Annotated in this window: 17 protein-coding genes; 14 read left to right on the forward strand and 3 right to left on the reverse strand. The window is 64.1% G+C overall.

Going from position 1 to position 18538, the window contains the following annotated elements; all coding sequences use genetic code 11:
- Positions 1-2 precede the first annotated feature (2 nt).
- The 8 genes from rpmJ to dsbD all read left to right on the forward strand — a co-directional run bounded on the left by rpmJ (position 3) and on the right by dsbD (position 6082).
- Positions 3-116, forward strand: a complete 114-nt coding sequence (gene rpmJ / locus C2862_RS09800; RefSeq protein WP_005663407.1) for a 50S ribosomal protein L36 — start codon at positions 3-5, stop codon at positions 114-116.
- Positions 117-128: 12 nt separating this feature from the next.
- A complete protein-coding gene (gene rpsM, locus C2862_RS09805; protein WP_056337616.1) occupies positions 129-494 on the forward strand; it encodes a 30S ribosomal protein S13 in 366 nt (121 codons plus the stop codon).
- 12 nt (positions 495-506) lie between these two features.
- Positions 507-911 carry a 30S ribosomal protein S11 gene (gene rpsK / locus C2862_RS09810; protein WP_005663404.1) on the forward strand — a complete coding sequence of 135 codons (405 nt, stop codon included), beginning with the start codon at positions 507-509 and terminating at the stop codon, positions 909-911.
- 235 nt (positions 912-1146) lie between these two features.
- Entirely contained in the window at positions 1147-1770 is a 624-nt protein-coding gene (gene rpsD / locus C2862_RS09815; RefSeq protein ID WP_056337619.1) for a 30S ribosomal protein S4, read from the forward strand.
- A gap of 129 nt (positions 1771-1899) precedes the next feature.
- Positions 1900-2877 (forward strand): DNA-directed RNA polymerase subunit alpha, encoded by a 978-nt coding sequence (locus tag C2862_RS09820; protein WP_026354946.1) that lies wholly within the window; start codon positions 1900-1902, stop codon positions 2875-2877.
- A 121-nt stretch (positions 2878-2998) separates the two neighbouring features.
- Entirely contained in the window at positions 2999-3394 is a 396-nt protein-coding gene (rplQ, locus tag C2862_RS09825; RefSeq protein ID WP_005663400.1) for a 50S ribosomal protein L17, read from the forward strand.
- Positions 3395-3499: 105 nt separating this feature from the next.
- A complete protein-coding gene (locus C2862_RS09830) occupies positions 3500-4099 on the forward strand; it encodes a hypothetical protein (protein WP_136219945.1) in 600 nt (199 codons plus the stop codon).
- Positions 4100-4162: 63 nt separating this feature from the next.
- Entirely contained in the window at positions 4163-6082 is a 1920-nt protein-coding gene (gene dsbD / locus C2862_RS09835) for a protein-disulfide reductase DsbD (protein ID WP_136219946.1), read from the forward strand.
- A gap of 74 nt (positions 6083-6156) precedes the next feature.
- On the opposite strand, the gene C2862_RS09840 is transcribed toward dsbD, so the two are convergent.
- On the reverse strand, positions 6157-6684 hold the full coding sequence (locus C2862_RS09840; protein WP_136219947.1) for a Spy/CpxP family protein refolding chaperone: 528 nt from the start codon (positions 6682-6684) through the stop codon (positions 6157-6159).
- Positions 6685-6885: 201 nt separating this feature from the next.
- Here C2862_RS09840 and C2862_RS09845 point away from each other — a divergent pair, with 201 nt between their 5' ends.
- The 6 genes from C2862_RS09845 (at position 6886) to C2862_RS09870 (ending at position 16461) form a co-directional block, all read left to right on the forward strand.
- Positions 6886-7614 carry a response regulator gene (locus C2862_RS09845; protein WP_136219948.1) on the forward strand — a complete coding sequence of 243 codons (729 nt, stop codon included), beginning with the start codon at positions 6886-6888 and terminating at the stop codon, positions 7612-7614.
- A complete protein-coding gene (locus C2862_RS09850; protein ID WP_136219949.1) occupies positions 7611-8969 on the forward strand; it encodes an ATP-binding protein in 1359 nt (452 codons plus the stop codon). The genes C2862_RS09845 and C2862_RS09850 overlap by 4 nt, the downstream gene beginning before the upstream one ends.
- Before the next feature lie 187 nt (positions 8970-9156).
- Positions 9157-10359, forward strand: coding sequence for an efflux RND transporter periplasmic adaptor subunit (locus tag C2862_RS09855; protein ID WP_136219950.1), 1203 nt, complete (start codon positions 9157-9159; stop codon positions 10357-10359).
- Complete coding sequence (locus C2862_RS09860) at positions 10356-13502, forward strand: efflux RND transporter permease subunit (RefSeq protein ID WP_136219951.1); 3147 nt, start codon at positions 10356-10358, stop codon at positions 13500-13502. The genes C2862_RS09855 and C2862_RS09860 overlap by 4 nt, the downstream gene beginning before the upstream one ends.
- 139 nt (positions 13503-13641) lie before the next feature.
- Entirely contained in the window at positions 13642-14553 is a 912-nt protein-coding gene (locus C2862_RS09865; RefSeq protein WP_136219952.1) for a hypothetical protein, read from the forward strand.
- A 201-nt stretch (positions 14554-14754) separates the two neighbouring features.
- Entirely contained in the window at positions 14755-16461 is a 1707-nt protein-coding gene (locus tag C2862_RS09870) for a tyrosinase family protein (protein ID WP_136219953.1), read from the forward strand.
- Positions 16462-16710: 249 nt separating this feature from the next.
- On the opposite strand, the gene hemB is transcribed toward C2862_RS09870, so the two are convergent.
- Both hemB and yihA read right to left on the reverse strand, forming a co-directional pair.
- Positions 16711-17724: a porphobilinogen synthase gene (gene hemB, locus C2862_RS09875; protein ID WP_136219954.1), complete on the reverse strand. Its 1014-nt coding sequence runs from the start codon at positions 17722-17724 to the stop codon at positions 16711-16713.
- 20 nt (positions 17725-17744) lie between these two features.
- Positions 17745-18455, reverse strand: coding sequence for a ribosome biogenesis GTP-binding protein YihA/YsxC (gene yihA, locus C2862_RS09880; protein ID WP_136219955.1), 711 nt, complete (start codon positions 18453-18455; stop codon positions 17745-17747).
- Positions 18456-18538: the final 83 nt, after the last annotated feature.

Here is an 18538-nt window from a genome sequence, read left to right on the forward strand (position 1 = left end):
AAATGAAAGTTAATGCTTCAGTCAAGCGGATCTGCCGCAACTGCAAGATCATCAAGCGCAAGGGCGTGGTCCGCGTGATCTGCGTCGAGCCGCGTCACAAGCAGCGTCAAGGTTAAGAGGAATAACGAATGGCACGTATTGCAGGGGTTAACATCCCAAATCATCAGCACACTGTTATCGGCCTGACGGCGATCTACGGTGTTGGCCGTCCACGTTCGCAGAAGATCTGCGACGCGACTGGTATCGCGACCAACAAGAAGGTCAAGGACCTGGACGACAACGAACTCGAAAAACTGCGTGACGAAGTTGCGAAGTTTGTCGTGGAAGGCGACCTGCGCCGCGAACTGTCCATGAACATCAAGCGTCTGATGGACCTGGGCTGCTACCGCGGCATGCGTCACCGTAAGGGCCTGCCAGTGCGCGGCCAGCGTACCCGTACCAATGCACGTACCCGCAAAGGTCCGCGTAAGGCCGCTCAATCGCTGAAGAAATAATAGGAACTGACCATGGCTAAGCAACAAAGCAGCGCAGCAGCAGCGCGCGTTCGCAAGAAAGTCAAGAAGAACGTGGCTGAGGGCATCGCCCACGTCCACGCTTCGTTCAACAACACCATCATCACGATCACCGACCGTCAGGGCAACGCTCTGTCGTGGGCGACGTCGGGTGGCGCAGGCTTCAAAGGCTCGCGTAAGTCGACTCCGTTCGCAGCTCAGGTCGCTGCTGAAGCAGCCGGCAAGGTCGCACAGGAAAGCGGCGTGAAGAACCTGGAAGTGCGCATCAAGGGCCCAGGCCCAGGCCGTGAATCGGCTGTCCGCGCACTGAACAACCTGGGTATCAAGATCACCGAGATCCAGGACGTGACGCCAGTTCCGCACAACGGCTGCCGTCCTCCAAAGCGTCGTCGTATCTAATAACGGCCGGGCAGTTCTGCTGCCCAGTTGTTTTCGGTACACCGCTTGAGCAGTAAGCAGTAGCAAAAGCCGGTGCAGTGACCCGAATTCGGGTATACTGCCCGGCTGTTGTCGCCTCGGGCTCTCGCTCGGGGTTTATTTTTTAGCCACGTCCGCTCGCTATCGGGTCGGACTAGCGCCTGCCGCATCCTCAAGGATGCCTCTGGGGCGTGATTAATACATTAAAGGATTCAACGTGGCACGTTATATCGGACCAAAAGCAAAACTGTCGCGCCGTGAAGGCACCGACCTGTTCCTGAAGAGCGCACGCCGCTCGCTCGACTCGAAGTGCAAACTGGACGTCAAGCCAGGCCAGCACGGCGTCAAGTCGGGTGCGCGCACCTCGGACTACGGCAACCAGCTGCGTGAAAAGCAGAAGGTCAAGCGCATGTACGGCATCCTCGAGCGCCAGTTCCGCCGCTACTTCGCAGAAGCGTCGCGCCGCAAGGGCAACACCGGCGAAACCCTGCTGAAGCTGCTGGAATCGCGCCTGGACAACGTCGCTTACCGCATGGGCTTCGGCTCGACCCGCGCTGAAGCGCGTCAGCTGGTGAGCCACAAGGCCTTCACCGTCAACGGTAACGTCGTGAACATCGCTTCGTACGCCGTCAAGACCGGCGACGTCATCGCCGTCCGCGAAAAGGCCAAGAAGCAAGTGCGTATCGTCGAAGCGCTGTCGCTGGCTGAACAGATCGGCATGCCGAGCTGGCTGTCGGTCGACACCAAGAAGATGGAAGGCACCTTCCGTTCGTTCCCAGAGCGTAACGAGATCGCCGCCGACGTCAACGAAGCACTGATCGTCGAACTGTACTCGCGTTAATCGTAAGACAGCAGATTCGCCTACTCGCATGCGAGAGGGCGAATCTGCTTTTTACGTTCTGTTTCAAGATTTTAATAAGCCATCAGCCTTATCGGTGTAACGAGCCGAGGGTATTGAAAAGGACATTTCATGCAAAATAGTTTGTTGAAGCCACGTATCATCGACGTCGAAGCCCTGGGCGCCGGTCACGCCAAAGTCGTGATGGAGCCGTTCGAGCGTGGCTACGGCCACACGCTGGGCAACGCGCTGCGCCGCGTCCTGCTGTCGTCGATGATCGGCTACGCGCCGACCGAAGTCACCATCGCCGGCGTCGTGCACGAGTACTCGTCGCTCGACGGCGTGCAGGAAGACGTCGTCGACCTGCTGCTGAACCTGAAAGGTGTCGTGTTCAAGGTGCACAACCGTGACTCCGTGACCCTGACCCTGAAAAAGGAAGGCGAAGGCGCCGTCCTGGCATCGGACATCGATCTGCCGCATGACGTGGAACTGATCAACCCGGATCACGTGATCGCTCACCTGACCGCCGGTGGCAAGCTGGACATGCAGATCAAGGTCGAAAAAGGCCGTGGTTATGTCCCAGGTAACGTCCGTCGCCTGTCGGAAGACACCAACAAGACGATCGGCCGCATCATCCTGGACGCATCGTTCTCGCCAGTGCGCCGCGTGTCCTACGCAGTCGAATCGGCTCGCGTCGAACAGCGTACCGACCTGGACAAGCTGATCATCAACATCGAGACCAACGGCGTCATCACCCCGGAAGAGGCGATTCGCCAGTCGGCTCGCGTGCTGGTTGACCAGCTGAACGTGTTCGCTGCCCTGGAAGGCACGGAAGCCGCCGCCGAAGCACCATCGCGTGCTCCGCTGGTCGATCCGATCCTGCTGCGTCCGGTGGACGACCTGGAACTGACCGTCCGTTCGGCAAACTGCCTGAAAGCAGAAAACATCTACTACATCGGCGACCTGATCCAGCGTTCGGAAAACGAACTGCTCAAGACGCCGAACCTGGGCCGCAAGTCGCTCAACGAAATCAAGGAAGTCCTTGCTTCGCGCGGCCTGACCTTGGGTATGAAGCTCGAGAACTGGCCGCCAGCTGGTCTGGAGAAGTAATTCGCAGTACCTGCCCGGACAATGTTGTCCGGGCAGTCTTAAACCTCAATAACCGGTCCGCGGTCATGCTCCGGCATGAACGATCGAAGAACTGGAATTTATACACTCGAAAGGAAGTACCATGCGTCACCGTCACGGCCTCCGTAAGCTGAACCGTACCTCGTCCCACCGTCTCGCCATGCTGCGCAACATGACCGTCTCGCTGCTGCGTCATGAAGCCATCAAAACCACCGTGCCAAAGGCCAAGGAACTGCGTCGCGTCATCGAACCGATCCTGACCCTGGGCAAGACCGACACGCTGGCCAACAAGCGCCTGGCATTCGCCCGCCTGCGCGACCGCGAAATGGTGCAGAAGCTGTTCGCTGAACTCGGCCCACGTTACGCCAACCGTAACGGCGGCTACCTGCGCATCCTGAAGATGGGTTTCCGCGTGGGCGACAACGCGCCGATGGCGTACGTCGAACTGCTGGACCGTCCGGAAGTGACCTCGGCTGAAGAAGCTCCGACCGCCGAGTAAATCGCTTCATGCGAATGAAAAAACCAGGCCCTGTGCCTGGTTTTTTTTCGCCTGTCGAGCCGCTGCGTTAACATCGCAAGCATCCCGATCGTCCAGAGACAAGAAATGAACGCTTTCGAAGAATACGTGCATGACGCCGTAAAGGCGGCGCTCGCACACATCGATACGGCCGAGTTGGCGGATGTGTACGCCCTGTCGTTCTACCTCCCGCAAGCGGAGCCGCGCGAGCCGCTGCTGCAGGTTGGCTACAACACGCGCTCGCGAGTGCAGGCCTGTACTCCGGCCCCAGGCCAGTCCGCTGGCTGGCCGACCGCCTCCGATGCCGGCGAAGCTGCATGGAACTATGCCTTCTGGCTACAGAACGAACTGGTATGGGTGCCTGAACCGGACAGCGCGGGGCAGGCGATCCTGGAAGAGGTCCTGAAAGGCGAGGGCCTGTGGTACACCGACGAGGAAGCCGACGACGATGAAGACGGTTGTCTCGCAATCGCCGAGCAGATCGACACCCGCTTCGCCGACATGTGCGCCGCAGCTGCGCGCGCGCTGCATGCGTCGGGTGCGATCGAGGCGATGTTCGGCCGCGCCATACCGATCATCGTTCACGAGCTCGAGTATCACGACAGGATCGTGAGTCTCACCGAACTGGCCAATCCGCCCGCCCTTGCTGGGCAATTCACCGCATGGGTCGGCTCCCTGTACGGCTGAGATTCACCGCGCACGCCCGGCCGGTGTACCATGCTGCTGCGCCGTGTCCCACCAAAGGAAGTCATGTTCATCGCCCGTTTTCGTGAAGCCCCCAAGCGCCTGCTTGCCGCGCTGACCCTGCTGTTCATCTCGTTCGCCCTGTTTTGCGCGCCAGGCCGCGCCGAGGACTTCCTCGACCCCGCTGTCGCCTTCAAATTCTCGGCGCGCATGGAGGGCGAGCGTACGGCCGTCGTCACCTACGATATCGCCCCTGGCTACTACATGTACCGCGAGCGCTTCAAGTTCACGGCGACCGGCGCCCAGCTGGACGAGCCGCAGATCCCGCCAGGCAAGGTCAAGTATGACCAGACCTTCGAGAAGGATGTCGAGACCTACCACGGCAGCGTCACCATCCGGATTCCCGTCGAGAGCGGCAGCGCTTTCACCCTCAACGCGACCAGCCAGGGCTGCGCCGATGCCGGCCTCTGCTATCCGCCGCAGGAGCACAGCGCGCGCCTGACCGCTGGCGGCGGCACAGCGCAGCCGTCGATTCCGATTGGGGCCAACGCTGCGCCGCAGTCGTCGATCGCGCTGTCCTCGGCGCCGCTGAGTGAAGGGCCTGCAAGCGCTTCCACGCCCGGACCCCGAAGCACGCAAGCCGAGTCGGTGCCCGCACCTGCGCCCGCTGAAGAGGCGCCGGCACCGGCTCCGGGCGTCTCCAGCCCGGCGCCCACCACGACCACCGCGCCTTCGGACATGGCCAGCATCGGTGCCATCCTGCAAGGCGGCCGCCTGCTCGCCATCGTGCCCGCTTTCGCGTTGCTCGGCCTGGGACTGGCGTTTACCCCCTGCGTCCTGCCGATGGTCCCGATCCTGTCGTCCATCATCGTGGGTGAGGGCAAGACAAAACGTTCGCGCGGCCTGCTATTGTCGGTCACCTATTCGCTGGGCATGGCGATTGTCTACACGGCCCTGGGCGTCGCCGCCGGCCTGATCGGGGAGGGACTCTCCGCCGCGCTGCAGAACCCCTGGGTACTGGGCGCTTTCGCCTTGCTGATCGTAGCGATGGCGATGTCGATGTTCGGCTTTTATCAGCTGCAGGTGCCAGCCGCGCTGCAGACGAAGCTGGCCAACGCGTCCGGACGCCAGGCTTCAGGAAAGCTGGCCGGCGTGTTCGCGATGGGGGCGATCTCGGCCCTGATCGTCGGCCCCTGCGTGGCGGCACCCCTGGCCGGCGCCCTGGTCTACATCAGCCAGACGCGCGACGTGCTGGTCGGCGGGGCAGCGCTGTTCTCGATGGCGATCGGCATGAGCATCCCGCTGCTGCTGGTCGGGGTCTCGGCCGGTTCGCTGCTGCCGCGCGCGGGCGCCTGGATGGAATCCGTGAAACGCTTTTTTGGCGTGCTCATGCTGGGCATGGCCTTGTGGCTGGTCTCGCCCGTGCTGCCGGCACTGGTGCAGATGATCCTGTGGGCGGCGCTCCTGCTCGGCTACGGCGCCTGGCTGTTGAGCCGGCGCGGACACTGGGCGGCGATCGCGTTCGGTGCAGCCTTCGGCATCCTCGGCGCGCTGCAGCTGGTAGGACTTGCCACCGGCGGCCGCGACCCATTGGCGCCGCTGGCGCACCTGACCGGTACGCCGAAGCATGCGCTCCAGTTCCAGCGCGTGAAAACCGTCGCCGAGCTCGACGCCGTACTCGCCGCCAACCGCGGCAAGACGGCCATGCTCGACTTCTATGCCGACTGGTGCGTCTCGTGCAAGGAAATGGAAAAGCTGACCTTCGTCGAGCCGGCCGTGCAGGCGAAACTCGCGAACACGCTGCTGTTGCAAGTCGACGTCACCGCCAACGATGCGGCCGACAAAGCGATGCTGAAGCGTTTCGGATTGTTTGGCCCGCCCGGCATCATCCTGTTCGGCAAGGACGGGACCGAGATTCCCGACAGCCGCGTGATCGGCTACCAGAGCGCCAACAAATTCCTCGGGTCGCTGCAAAAGCTCGATTAGCCGGGGGCGTCCAACGTACAAATGCAAAAAAGGGATGCCGATGGCATCCCTTGTCGTTTTATTACCTAAACAGTTTAGCTCTGCACTGCCGCGCCGCGCTCGCCATGATGGCCGCCATGGCCACGGTGACCGCGGTGCTTGCCGCCGAAGCGCATCGCTTTGCTATCGAGCACCTGCTTCTGTTCCGGCGTCAGCACGGCGTACAGGTTGTTCAGGGCGGCCAGGCGCGCCTCCATGCGGGCGGTGCGCTGCTTCTGGCGCTCGATGTGCTGCTGCAGGCGCTGCGGCGCGGGCAGGGCGGCCAGCTGGGCACGGTCGCCTTGTGCACGTGCGTGCTGGCCGGCGGCTGGCTTGCCCGCAGCCAGGAAGGCGGCGAAGGCCGGTTCCTGCTGCGGCGTGATCTTCAGCTCGGCGCGCAGCTTGGCGGCGCGCTCGGCCTGGCGCTCGGCGCGCTTGGCCTTGAAGGCGGCGCGCTGTTCGGCGCTGACGGCGTGGCCATGGCGGCCTGGCTCCGGTTGTGCCGGTGCGGTCTGGGCGGCGGCGGCGCCGGCGATGCCGAAAGCGGTCAGGGCGATCAAGACATTTTTGTGAAAGGTGTTCATTTCAGGGTCCTTGTTGGTGTGTGAGTCAGTCGAAGTTGTGCGTGAACCACTCACTGCACGGAATCCATCATCGCGAAAAAATGTAAGCCCAGCGTGTCCGCTGCCACACTCTTTGTATCAGTTTGTTTCCTTCGTTATTTCATATACATACGGATACAAACCCGCTGTTCATGCCCCATAGAAGCAAGGATAATTGCGACCATGGACAATCCATCTACCATTCTCATCGTCGACGACGATCGCGACATCCGCCAGTTGCTGGCCGACTACCTCGAGTCGAACGGCTACCGCGCGCTGGCCGCCGGCGACGGCGTGGCGATGTGGAAGATCCTCGACGAGGCGCGTCCCGACCTGATCGTGCTCGACCTGAACCTGCCGGGCGACGACGGCCTGACCCTGTGCCGCAAGCTGCGCGCCACCTCCAGCCTGCCCGTCATCATGCTGACCGCGCGCAGCGAGCCGCTGGACCGCATCCTGGGCCTGGAGATGGGCGCCGACGATTACCTCCCGAAACCCTTCGAGCCGCGCGAACTGCTGGCGCGTATCCGCAGCGTGCTGCGCCGCTCGCATGCGATGCCCTCGAATGCGCCGGCCGAGAACGTCCAGCAGATGCGCTTTTCGGGCTGGACGCTCGACCTCACCGCGCGCCACCTGCTCAATCCCGACGGCATGGTGATCATGCTCTCGGGCGCCGAGTTTCGCCTGCTGCGCGTGTTCCTCGAACACCCGAACCGCGTGCTGAACCGCGACCAGCTGCTGAACCTGACGCAGGGACGCGACGCCGATCCCTTCGACCGTTCGATCGACATCCAGATCAGCCGCCTGCGCCAGAAGCTGGGCGAGGATGCGCGGATGCCGCAAATAATTAAAACCGTGCGTAATGGCGGCTACGTGCTGGCCGGCCAGGTAACCGTGGAGCCGACCACGTGAAAGCCTTCCTCGGCTCGATGACGGGCCGTGTCTTTGCAACCCTGCTCCTCGGTATTCTGATTTCGGCGGCACTGACCCAGTGGCTGGCCGACGTCGAGCGCCAGCGCGTGCTCGAGCGCCAGCGCGACCAGACCCTGATCGAACGCGCCGAGCAGCTGATCATGGCGACCGAGATCGTGCCGGCCTCGGCCCGCCGTGCCTATCTCGGCGTCGCCAACCGTCCCGGCCTGCAGCTCGAAGCGGGACCACCGCAAGCGCTGGCGACGACGCCGACCCCGTTCGCGAAAACCCTGTCCGACCGTATGGGCAAGGGATACCGGATCGAGGCCGCCGCCAACCCGCCGGCGGCCTGCGCAAATCCGCCGCGCATGCCGCTGCTGTACGGCTTGCTCAGCGCCGAATGGCGCGGCGCCTGCGAGAACCTGAACGTGCGCCTGCGCGACGGCGAGCAGCTGCACCTGGCGGTGCTGCCGCCGCGTAGTCTCGTCTCCGCAGAAACCGACTACCGCGCCGTGCTGGCGCTGTTTTTCCTGAGCATCGCCATCCTGGCTTACCTGGTCGCGCGCATGACGACGCGGCCCCTGAAACAGCTGGCGCAGGCGGCCCAGGACCTTGGCAACGACATCAACCGCGCGCCGCTCGACCTCACCGGCGCCAGCGAAATCCGCCAGGCCAGCGCCGCCTTCAACGCCATGCAGGCGCGTATCCGTCAGTACATTTTCCAGCGCACGCAAATGCTGGCCGCCATCACCCACGACTTGCAGACCCCGCTCACGCGCATGCGCCTGCGCCTGGAAAAAGTGGCGGACCACGAACTCCAGGAGCGCCTGATCGGCGACCTGTCGGCGATGCAGGCCATGGTGCGCGAAGGGCTGGACCTGGCGCGCAGCATGGATACCACCGAGAGCATGCAGTGCGTGAACCTCGATTCGCTGCTCGACTCCGTTTGCGACGACGCGGCAGACGCCAGCCAGGCCGTCACGCTGACCGGGCGCTCGAACATGGCGCTGCTGGGCCGGCCGCTCGACCTGCGCCGCTGCCTCGGCAACCTGATCGACAACGCGGTGAAATACGGCCAGCAGGCGCAGGTCACGGTGGACCGGGTGAACGGCGCTGCGCGCATCCGCGTGCGCGACGGCGGACCCGGCATTCCGCAGGCGGAAATGCAGCGCGTGTTCGATCCGTTCTACCGCGTCGAAACCTCGCGCTCGCGCGAATCCGGCGGCACCGGCCTCGGCCTGACGATCGCCCGCAACATCGCCGAGCAGCACGGCGGCAGCATTGCATTGGCGAACCATCCCGAGGGCGGCCTCGAAGTCACGCTGATGCTCCCCGAGTACTACCCGAGTAAATGAGCATCTCAAAAAATCCCCATGGCTGCGTTGCATCGTCTCGCCGTACTAGCGTACTGTCTTCGACGATGCGCCTTGCCCTGTGAATTTTGTGAGATGCTCTGGCGCCGTCATATGCCGGTGTCATACTGATTGATCTCATCGCACCATTGACTGATAAAGCCGCCGACACGCGCGGTAAGGGACTTGAATGAAAAAGAATACGCTCGCAATCATCGCCATCGTCGTGGCCGCAGGTGCCGGCGGCGCCTGGTACATGAACCATGGCGCCTCTGCTGAGAGCCAGTCTGGCCAGGGCGGCCCCGGCGGCAAGGGCGGCGCCATGCCCCCGACCACCGTCAACGTGGTCAGCCCGCAACGCCAGGACGTCGGCGTCGACGTCGCCGCCAACGGCACCGTGACGCCCCAGCGCACGGTCGACCTGCGTCCGCAGACCACCAGCACGATCCGCGAAGTGCACATCAAGGAAGGCCAGTTCGTGAAAGCGGGACAATTGATGTTCTCGCTGGACGACCGCAGCGACCGCGCCAGCGTGGCGCAAGCCGAGGCGGAAGTGGCGCGCGGCCGCGCCACCCTGGCCGACCTCGAACGCCAGTACAAGCGCAGCCAGGACCTGGTGGCGCAGAAATTCCTGGCGCAAAGCGCCGTCGATACGCTGAAGAGCCAGGTCGACGCCGCGCGCGCCGCGCTGGCCGCCAGCAGCGCCGCGGCGCGCGCCAGCCAGGTGAACGCCAGCTACACCTCCATTCGCGCTCCGATGGCCGGTCGCGTCGGCGCCATCAACGTCTATCCGGGCAGCCTGGTGCAGCCCGCCACCTCGCTCACCACGGTCACCCAGCTCGACCCGATCGACGTCGCGTTCACGCTGCCGGAATCGAGTCTCGGCTCGCTGCTGGCCGCCCAGAAACAGGGCGCGGTCACGGTCGAGGCGAGCACCGGCGGCGAGGCCAAGCCGGTGAGCGGCAAGCTTTCCTTCGTGGACAACACGGTCGATCCGACCAGCGGCACCATTCGTGTAAAAGCGCAGTTCGGCAACAGCGAGGGCCTGCTGTGGCCAGGACAATACGTGAACACCCGGGTCACCGTGCGCACGATCCGCGACGCCGTGGTGATTCCGCAAAATGCGATTATCATCAATGCCCAGGGCACTTTCGTCTACGTGGCCGAGAACGGCGCCGCGCGCATGGTGCCGATCACGCGCCTGCATGCCTTCGGCCTGAACGCGGCGGTGAGCGGCCTGAACGGCAATGAACAGGTCATTACCGAAGGCAAGCAGAACCTGCGTCCGGGCGGCAAGGTACGCTCGGCCGGCGCTCCGGTGGCTGGCGCCAAGGGACCGGGCGCCCAGGGCGCCCAGGGTGCAACTGCGGCGGGAAAGGATAAAGCGGCATGAATGTGTCCGAACTGTGTATCCGCCGTCCCGTGATGGCGGTGCTGCTGTCGATCAGCCTGGTGCTGGTCGGCATCCTTGCCTACATGCACATCCCAGTTGCGGCGCTCCCCAGCTATAACACGCCGGTCATCAACGTCAACGCCAACCTGCCGGGCGCCAGCCCGGAGACGATGGCGTCCTCGGTGGCGCTGCCGCTCGAGAAGCAGTTTTCCACCATTGCCGGCATCAAGCTGATCACCTCGACCAGCACCCAGGGCAGCACCTCGCTGACGCTGGAATTCGACACCGCGATCGACGTCGACAAGGCGGCGGTGGACGTCCAGGCCGCGCTGCTTGTTGCCCAGCGCCAGCTGCCGCTGGAAATGACCGACTTGCCGTCCTACCGCAAGATCAATCCGGCCGACGCCCCGATCCTGTTCGCGCACATGACCTCGCCGTCGATGAACCTGTCGGAGCTGAACGACTACGCCGAGAACATGATTTCGCCGGCGATCTCGACCTTGCCGGGCATCGCCCAGGTCACGGTGAACGGCGGCAAGCGCTTCGCCGTGCGCGTGCGCGCCCGTTCCGACCTGATGAACGCGCGCAACATCTCGATGGATGAACTGGCGACCGCGCTGCGCGCCGCCAACTCGAACGCGCCGCTGGGCGTGCTCGACGGTCCGGCGCAGACGCTCACCATCCAGGGCGGGGGCCAGCTGATGAAGGCGGCCGATTTCGCCAAGCTGATCGTCGCCACCCGCGACGGCATGCCGGTGCGCCTGCAGGACGTGGCCAGCGTCGAAGACAGCTACCAGTCGGTCAAGGCGGCGGGCAGCCTGAACGGCGAGCGCTCGATCGTGCTGATGATCCAGCGCCAGCCGAACGCGAATACCGTGCAGGTGGTCGATGCCGTGCGCGCGCTGCTGCCGAAGTTCGAGCAGCAGCTGCCGGCCTCGATCAAGATCCACCTCGTCAACGACCGCTCGGTCTCGATCCGTGAAGCGATCCACGACGTCAACCTGACGCTCGCCGGCACCATCGTGCTGGTCATCCTGGTCATTTTCCTGTTCCTGCATCGCCTGGCCGCGACCCTGATCCCGGCGGTCACCGTGCCGATCTCGCTGCTGGGCGCGCTGTCGCTGCTGTATGCGTTCGGCTATAGCCTCGACAACATTTCGCTGTTGGGTATTACGCTGGCCGTGGGCCTGGTGGTCGACGATGCCATCGTGGTGCTCGAAAACATCGTGCGGCACATGGAGTTGGGGAAAAAACCCTTCCACGCGGCCCTGGTCGGTTCGCGCGAGATGGGCTTCACCATCATTTCGATTTCGATCTCGCTGGTTGCCGTCTTCATCCCGATCTTCTTCATGCCGGGCGTGATCGGCCTGTTGTTCCGCGAGTTCGCCGTCATCGTCGGCCTGGCGGTGCTGGTGTCGGCGGCGGTGTCACTGACCCTGGTGCCGATGCTGTGCTCGCGTCTGCTCAAGGGCGGCGGCCATGTCGAGCCGCACGAGATGTCCTGGATCGGCCGCCGTTTCGAAGCCCTGTTCACGAGCGTGCGCAACGGCTACGCGCGCAGCCTGGACCGTGCGCTGCGGCATCGTTTCCTGGTGCTGATGCTGGCGGTCGGTACCGTGGTGCTGACCGGGGTGCTGTACTCGACCATGCCGAAGGGCTTCTTCCCCGAGGAAGACCTGGGCCAGTTGCGGGTCACGGTGGAGGCCGCGGAAGACACCTCGTCGGCCAAGCTGATGGAATTGCAGGGCAAGGTCGTCGACATCATGCGCGCCAACAAGCACGTGAAGGACGTCACCTCGTTCACCGGCGGCGGCAATACCGGACGCATGTTCCTGGTGCTGGTGCCGCGCTCCGAGCGTCCGGCCATGCCGCAGGTGCTGGACGAACTGCGCAAGGCCACGCGCGGCGTCGCCGGCGTCCAGGTGTACATGGCGCCGGTGCAGAACCTGCAACTGGGCGGCCGCCAAAGCAAGAGCCGTTACCAGTACTCGCTGCAAAGCGTCTCCGGCGGCGAAATCGGCGGCTGGGCCGACCAGTTCCTCGAGCGCATGCGTGCCAACCCGATCTTCCGCGACGTTACCAGCGATTCGCAGAACCGCGGCCTGCAGGCCACGCTCGACATCGACCGCGACAAGGCGGCCCTGCTGGGCGTCGAGATGGCTGACGTGCGCACCGTGCTGTACGCCACCTTCGGCGAGCGCCAGGTGTCCACCATCTATTCGACCGCGGCCAGCTATTACGTGATCCTGGAAGCGGCCGAAGCCGACCGTTATTACGACGACGCCTTGTCGAAGGTATCGGTGCGCTCGAAGAGCGGCCAGCTGGTGAAACTGTCGAGCTTTGCCAACGTGCGCCGCACGGTCGGCCCGATCGCGATCAATCACCAGGGTCAGCTCCAGGCGATCACGCTGTCCTTCAACCTGGCGCCCGACGTGCCGCTGGGCGACGCCACCGCGGCGATCGAGCAGATGGGCCGCGACATGAAGCTGCCGGCCTCCGTCATCACCCAGTACGGCGGCGACGCGGCCGTGTTCCAGGACACGCAATCGAGCCAGCTCATCCTGATCATCACGGCCATCGGCGTCATCTACGTGCTGCTTGGCGTGCTGTACGAAAGTTATATCCACCCGTTGACGATTCTGGCCGGCCTGCCGTCGGCGGCAGTGGGCGCCTTGCTGACGCTGTGGCTGTTCAACATGGACCTGACGCTGATCGCGATGATCGGTATCCTGATGCTGATCGGTATCGTCAAGAAGAACGCGATCATGATGATCGACTTCGCCCTCGACGCCCAGAGGAATGCCGGCATGACGCCGGTCGAGGCGATCCGCGAAGCCTGCATCCTGCGTTTCCGTCCGATCCTGATGACGACGCTGGCCGCGATGATGGGCGCGCTGCCGATCGCGCTCGGCATCGGCGCCGGCGCCGAACTGCGCCAGCCGCTGGGCCTGGCCGTGGTGGGCGGCCTGATCTTCTCGCAGGTGATCACGCTCTACATCACGCCGGTCATCTACCTGTACCTCGACAAGTACAGCGGCAGCGGTCCGATGACGGACGACGACGTGGCGGCGGCAGAAGCGGCGGCCGATGCCCACCACGCGCAGCACGAACCGCTGAAACATCCGCACGTGCGGGTCGGCTGAAACATCCTGTAACAACCATCAGGATACGAGGCCTGTAAGCTGTACGCGGAACGCGGCCGTGCGTAGTCCACTCAAACCGGGTAGACTGCGCACGCGGCCGCGTGTCGCGTTAATGGCTATCCGGAAAGTGTTATCGATCTTGCGTGACCAATCCCATATTTGCGTAGAGCACGGCGAAGTGTGCGAACACTGCGGGCAGCCCTTGCCTGGCCGCGGCCCCACTGTGCCGCAATATGGCGACCACCGCACCAGCCGCATCGGCCTGGCCGTTACGATCCTCCTGCACTTGCTGCTGGTGTCCTTGTACTTCTACCAGCCCGAAAAGCCGGAAAAGAAAGCCCGTCCGCCCGACGGCAGCGAGGTCGTGTATGTCGCGCCCTTGAAGAAACCGTCCCCGCCGCCGCCGCAGAAGTCGACGGTCAAGCCGACCCAGCCGAACAAAAGTACGCCGCGCCTGCGCCCGACGACGCCGCGCGTCGAACGCTTGCCCGACACCATCACCTTGCCGAACGAAAAACCGGTCGAGGTGGCCAAGGTCGAACCGCCACCCGAGCCCAAGCGCGAGGAAATTCCGCCGGACATGGACATGACGGAGTACATCGCCAAGCGTCGCCAGGCGCGCGGCGCGACCGACCCAAGTACCACGACGGAGGAAAGCGAAGCCGCACGCGGCTCCCGCAATGCGCTGGCGAACATTGCCGCGATCAACAACCGCGGCCGCGACGATGCCAACGAGAGCGGCGGCATCTTCTCGATCTCGAACAAGACCTTCCACAGCATGGACTTGAAGTTCCGTGGCTGGAACCCGAACTTCAAGCGCCGCTGGCTGACCGCGGTGACGGTGGAGCAGGGCAGCGAGCCGGATGTCGAGACCGCCGTCGTCAAGAAGATGATCGAACTGATCCGCCGCGAGAAATCGGGCGACTTCGAATGGGATTCGCATCGCCTCGGCAAGGTCATCACGATGAGCGCACGGCCGAAGGATACGGCCGAACTGCAGGCCTTCCTGATGAAGGAAATGTTCCCGGAATACAGGCCGCCGGCACGCTGAACACGCTTGCTCCCGGACTGTGCGGCCGCTCATGCGGCCGTTTTCTTTTCCGCGGAAAACATCGTCGACATCCTGTGCGGTAACCGAACCGCACCTTTGCGGTGCATTATGGGGAACTGATATGGACGAGCTAGGCTGGTTTCACGCCAGCCGGTTCGTGCCCACCCCGGGTGCAGGCGGGCGATCCTCCCGGAGCAACCCATGAGCAAGAAGCCGTTATCCGCCTTCGATCCCTCACGTCGTGCCACCCTGGTCAAGACCGGCGCCGCCCTCGCCGCCGGCATGTTGCCGTTCGGCCTGTCCGCAGCACCGCCTCTCGTGTCCACAGCGCATGCACGTACCTGGCGCCGCCCGAACGCGTCGAGTCCTGTCGGCAAGCACATGCTCAAGATGTACGCGAAGGCGGTGCGCGCGATGCTGGCGCTGCCGCCCGAAGACCCGCGCAACTGGTATCGCCATGCCATCATCCACACGCTCGACTGCCCGCACGGCAACTGGTGGTTCCTGCCCTGGCACCGTGCCTATCTCGGTTATTTTGAACAGATCTGCCGCGAACTGAGCGGCTACCCGCGCTTCGCCTTGCCCTATTGGGACTGGACGGCGGAGCCCAAGGTCCCCGACGGCATGTTCGACGGCGTACTCGACCCCAACCACGAGGCCTATATCCCGACCGCCGCCGACTTCGACGCCCGCCTGCGTTCGGCGCTCGCCAACTCCGCTTACTGGACTTCGCCGAACGGTGTATTCAGCCGCAATTCGCAGTTCGGCCAGCTGCTCGGGCGCAGCGTGCGCTTCGAGCAGGACCTGATGTTCGATATCGTGAGCGACCCGTCCGGACGCCTGTTCTACGAGCAGCCGGGTGCGCGCGGCCTGCGTCGCGAACGTCCCGAATTGAATGCCGCCACCACCGATTCCGTCTCCACTGCCACCATCCGCGCGGCACTGGCCGCGCCCGACTTCCCGACCTTCGCCAGCCCGAAGACCTCGAACCACGCCACTTCGGCCGGCTTCGGCATCCTGGAATCGAAGCCGCACAATTCGGTGCACCGCTGCGTCGGCTCGCGCGACTGCAACTTCGTTGAGTCGCGCGGTTTCATGGCCGACATGCTGTCGCCGGTCGACCCGATCTTCTTCCTCCACCACGGCAACATGGACCGCCTGTGGGATGTCTGGGAGCGCAAGCAGCAGCGCCTCGGACTGCCGACCCTGCCGAGCGGCGTGGAACTGCGCACCGACTTGCCGGACGACCAGAAGTCAGCCGCAGAAAAGGCGACCGACTACTACCGCTGGGCACGCGAGCAATTGCTGTTCTTCGTCGACGCGCAGGGCGCGCCGGTCAAGGAAACGCGGGCCGGCGCCTATGCGGCGATGGCGGCATTCAACTACGACTACGAGCCCGGATCCGGTGAAGACGTGGTGCCGCGCACCGACAGCCGGCCGCGTTCGCGCCCGGCGGGCCCGCGTTCCTTCCCAGGCAAGGTCCTCACCCGGCGCGTTGGCGGCGAGCAGCCGGCCAGCGCCGTCGTGCCCGTGCCGGCCGCGACGATCGAGGCCGCGGCGACGTCCGGGATCACGCTGGTGGCCAACGTCACCCTGAGCTTCAGCGACATGGCGCACGACCCCTATGTCGTGGTCCTGAACGGCCCCGACGACCTGTCCTCGGTCGATGCGAACAGCCCCTTCTACCTTGGCACCATCATCATGTTCGGCCACCACCGCCACGGCGGCCCGTTGACCTTCGCGCTGCCGCTGGGCGAGAAGCTGGGCAGTGCCGGCACCAGCCAGCGCAGCGATACGGACGGCGGCTTGCGGGTGCGCGTCGTGCCGCTGCATACGGCGATGGGGCACCATGGGATGGGAGACATGGGGCAGGTGGAGCTGGTGGGAGTGGATGTCGAGGCGTATTGAGCCCGGCCTGCGGGCATAAAAAAACCGTGCCTCGGCACGGTTTCGTAGGGGTGGTCGAGGCCAATGGCCTTGACCACGGTTTCATCGGGCATTCATGCCCACGCGGTCGCATCGTCGTAACAGCGTCAGCGAGAAGCCAGGCCAGCGGCGGGTGCATGTGGCGCCGATGTTCGAATGGTGAGACCGCGTGGGCAAAATTGCCCGATGAAACCGTGGTCGAGGCCATTGGCCTCGACCACCCCTACAAAATCACAGGCTCGCCTTCAGCTTGCGCGCCACATCCAGCGCAAAATAGGTCAGCACGCCATCCGCGCCGGCGCGTTTAAAGGCCATCATCGATTCCATCATGACCTTGTCGTGATCGAGCCAGCCGTTCTGCGCCGCGGCCTTCAGCATCGCGTACTCGCCGCTGACCTGGTAGGCAAAGGTCGGCACCTTGAACTCTTCCTTTACGCGGCGCACCACGTCCAGGTAGGGCATGCCGGGTTTCACCATCACCATGTCGGCGCCTTCGGCCAGGTCCAGCGCGACTTCGCGCAGGGCTTCGTCGCTGTTGGCCGGGTCCATTTGATAGGTGTTCTTGTCGGCCTTGCCGAGGTTCGCGGCCGAGCCGACGGCGTCGCGGAAGGGGCCGTAGAAGGCCGAGGCATACTTGGCCGAGTAGGCCATCAGGCGCGTGTGGATGAAGCCGCGCTGCTCGAGGGCATTGCGGATCACGCCCATGCGGCCGTCCATCATGTCGGATGGGGCAACGACGTCGACGCCGGCTTCGGCCTGGGCCAGCGCCTGGCGCGTCAGCATGGCGATCGTCTTTTCGTTGACGATGTAGCCGGTCTCGTCCGGCAGGCCATCCTGGCCGTGGGTCGTGTACGGATCGAGCGCGACGTCGGTCAGGATGCCCAGCTCCGGGAAGTGCTTTTTCAGGGCGCGCACCGCGCGCGGCACCAGGCCGTCGGGGTTGGTCGCTTCCACGCCGTCATAAGTTTTAAGGGAGGCATCGATCACCGGGAACAGGGCCAGCACCGGGATGCCGAGCGACACGCATTCTTCCGCCACCTTCAGCAGCAGGTCCACCGATACGCGCTCCACGCCCGGCATCGAGGCCACCTGCTGGCGCTGGTTTTCGCCGTCGAGGATGAAGACCGGGTAGATCAGGTCGGAGGCGGTGACGGTGTTTTCGCGCATCAGGGCGCGCGAGAACGGGTCGCGGCGCATGCGGCGCATGCGGGTGGCGGGGTACTGGCCGGTAATGATGGAACTCATCGTGATCGCTTTCTTCAGGATTAGTCGGGATCGCTGCCGCCGTCGATCGCATCGTCGATCTCGGGCTCGATGTCCAGACCGATCAGGGACTGGATCTTGGCGTCCGCTTCTTCGATGCCGATCCGCTTCAGGGCCGAGAACAGTTGCACGGTAAATGGAAAACCTTCGCCATCCTCGTCGACATAGCTCTCCAGCACGCCCTTCGCTTCGCGTAGCGCATTCGCCTGCTCGTTGCGGTTGAGCTTATCGGCCTTGGTGAGAATGCAGTGGATCGGCTTGCCGGTCGGGGCGAACCATTCGAGCATCTGCACGTCGAGGTCGGTGAAGGGGCGGCGCGAATCCATGATCAGGACCAGGGCCGCCAGCTGCTCGCGCCGCTGGACGTAGTCGCCCAGCAGCTTTTGCCAGTGCAATTTCGCATTGCCCGACACTTCCGCATAGCCATAACCCGGCAAGTCGACCAGTAGGGCGCGGATTTCCTCGACGATGGTCGGGTCCTTGCGGTGCTGGGCGACGTGGGCGCCACCGATCGAAAAATAATTGATGTGCTGCGTGCGGCCAGGGGTCTTCGAGGCGAATGCCAGGCCCTTCTGGTTGGTCAGGATATTAATCGCGGTCGACTTGCCCGCGTTGGAACGGCCGGCAAAGGCGATCTCCGGCACCACGGTGTTGGGGAGATCGCGCAGCTGGTTGACGGTCGTGAAGAAGCGGGCTTGCCAGAGTTTGGACATTGGGAAAGAGGTGAAAAAGGCAATGAAATGAAGCAATGAGGAAACAAAGCTATTGTACAATAAGGGGTTATCAATTGTTTGGG

Source organism: Massilia sp. Mn16-1_5, from assembly GCF_004798585.1.
Lineage (GTDB): Bacteria > Pseudomonadota > Gammaproteobacteria > Burkholderiales > Burkholderiaceae_D > Telluria.

Excerpts from the sequence above, each read along its gene's own strand:
- rpsK (WP_005663404.1), top strand. The coding sequence starts at position 507 with ATGGCTAAGCAACAAAGCAGCGCAGCAGCAGCGCGCGTTCGCAAGAAA.
- C2862_RS09855 (WP_136219950.1), top strand. The coding sequence starts at position 9,157 with ATGAAAAAGAATACGCTCGCAATCATCGCCATCGTCGTGGCCGCAGGT.
- rpsM (WP_056337616.1), top strand. The coding sequence starts at position 129 with ATGGCACGTATTGCAGGGGTTAACATCCCAAATCATCAGCACACTGTT.
- rpmJ (WP_005663407.1), top strand. The coding sequence starts at position 3 with ATGAAAGTTAATGCTTCAGTCAAGCGGATCTGCCGCAACTGCAAGATC.
- C2862_RS09830 (WP_136219945.1), top strand. The coding sequence starts at position 3,500 with ATGAACGCTTTCGAAGAATACGTGCATGACGCCGTAAAGGCGGCGCTC.
- C2862_RS09840 (WP_136219947.1), bottom strand. The coding sequence starts at position 6,684 with ATGAACACCTTTCACAAAAATGTCTTGATCGCCCTGACCGCTTTCGGC.
- yihA (WP_136219955.1), bottom strand. The coding sequence starts at position 18,455 with ATGTCCAAACTCTGGCAAGCCCGCTTCTTCACGACCGTCAACCAGCTG.
- C2862_RS09845 (WP_136219948.1), top strand. The coding sequence starts at position 6,886 with ATGGACAATCCATCTACCATTCTCATCGTCGACGACGATCGCGACATC.
- C2862_RS09860 (WP_136219951.1), top strand. The coding sequence starts at position 10,356 with ATGAATGTGTCCGAACTGTGTATCCGCCGTCCCGTGATGGCGGTGCTG.
- C2862_RS09870 (WP_136219953.1), top strand. The coding sequence starts at position 14,755 with ATGAGCAAGAAGCCGTTATCCGCCTTCGATCCCTCACGTCGTGCCACC.
- hemB (WP_136219954.1), bottom strand. The coding sequence starts at position 17,724 with ATGAGTTCCATCATTACCGGCCAGTACCCCGCCACCCGCATGCGCCGC.
- C2862_RS09820 (WP_026354946.1), top strand. The coding sequence starts at position 1,900 with ATGCAAAATAGTTTGTTGAAGCCACGTATCATCGACGTCGAAGCCCTG.
- dsbD (WP_136219946.1), top strand. The coding sequence starts at position 4,163 with ATGTTCATCGCCCGTTTTCGTGAAGCCCCCAAGCGCCTGCTTGCCGCG.
- rplQ (WP_005663400.1), top strand. The coding sequence starts at position 2,999 with ATGCGTCACCGTCACGGCCTCCGTAAGCTGAACCGTACCTCGTCCCAC.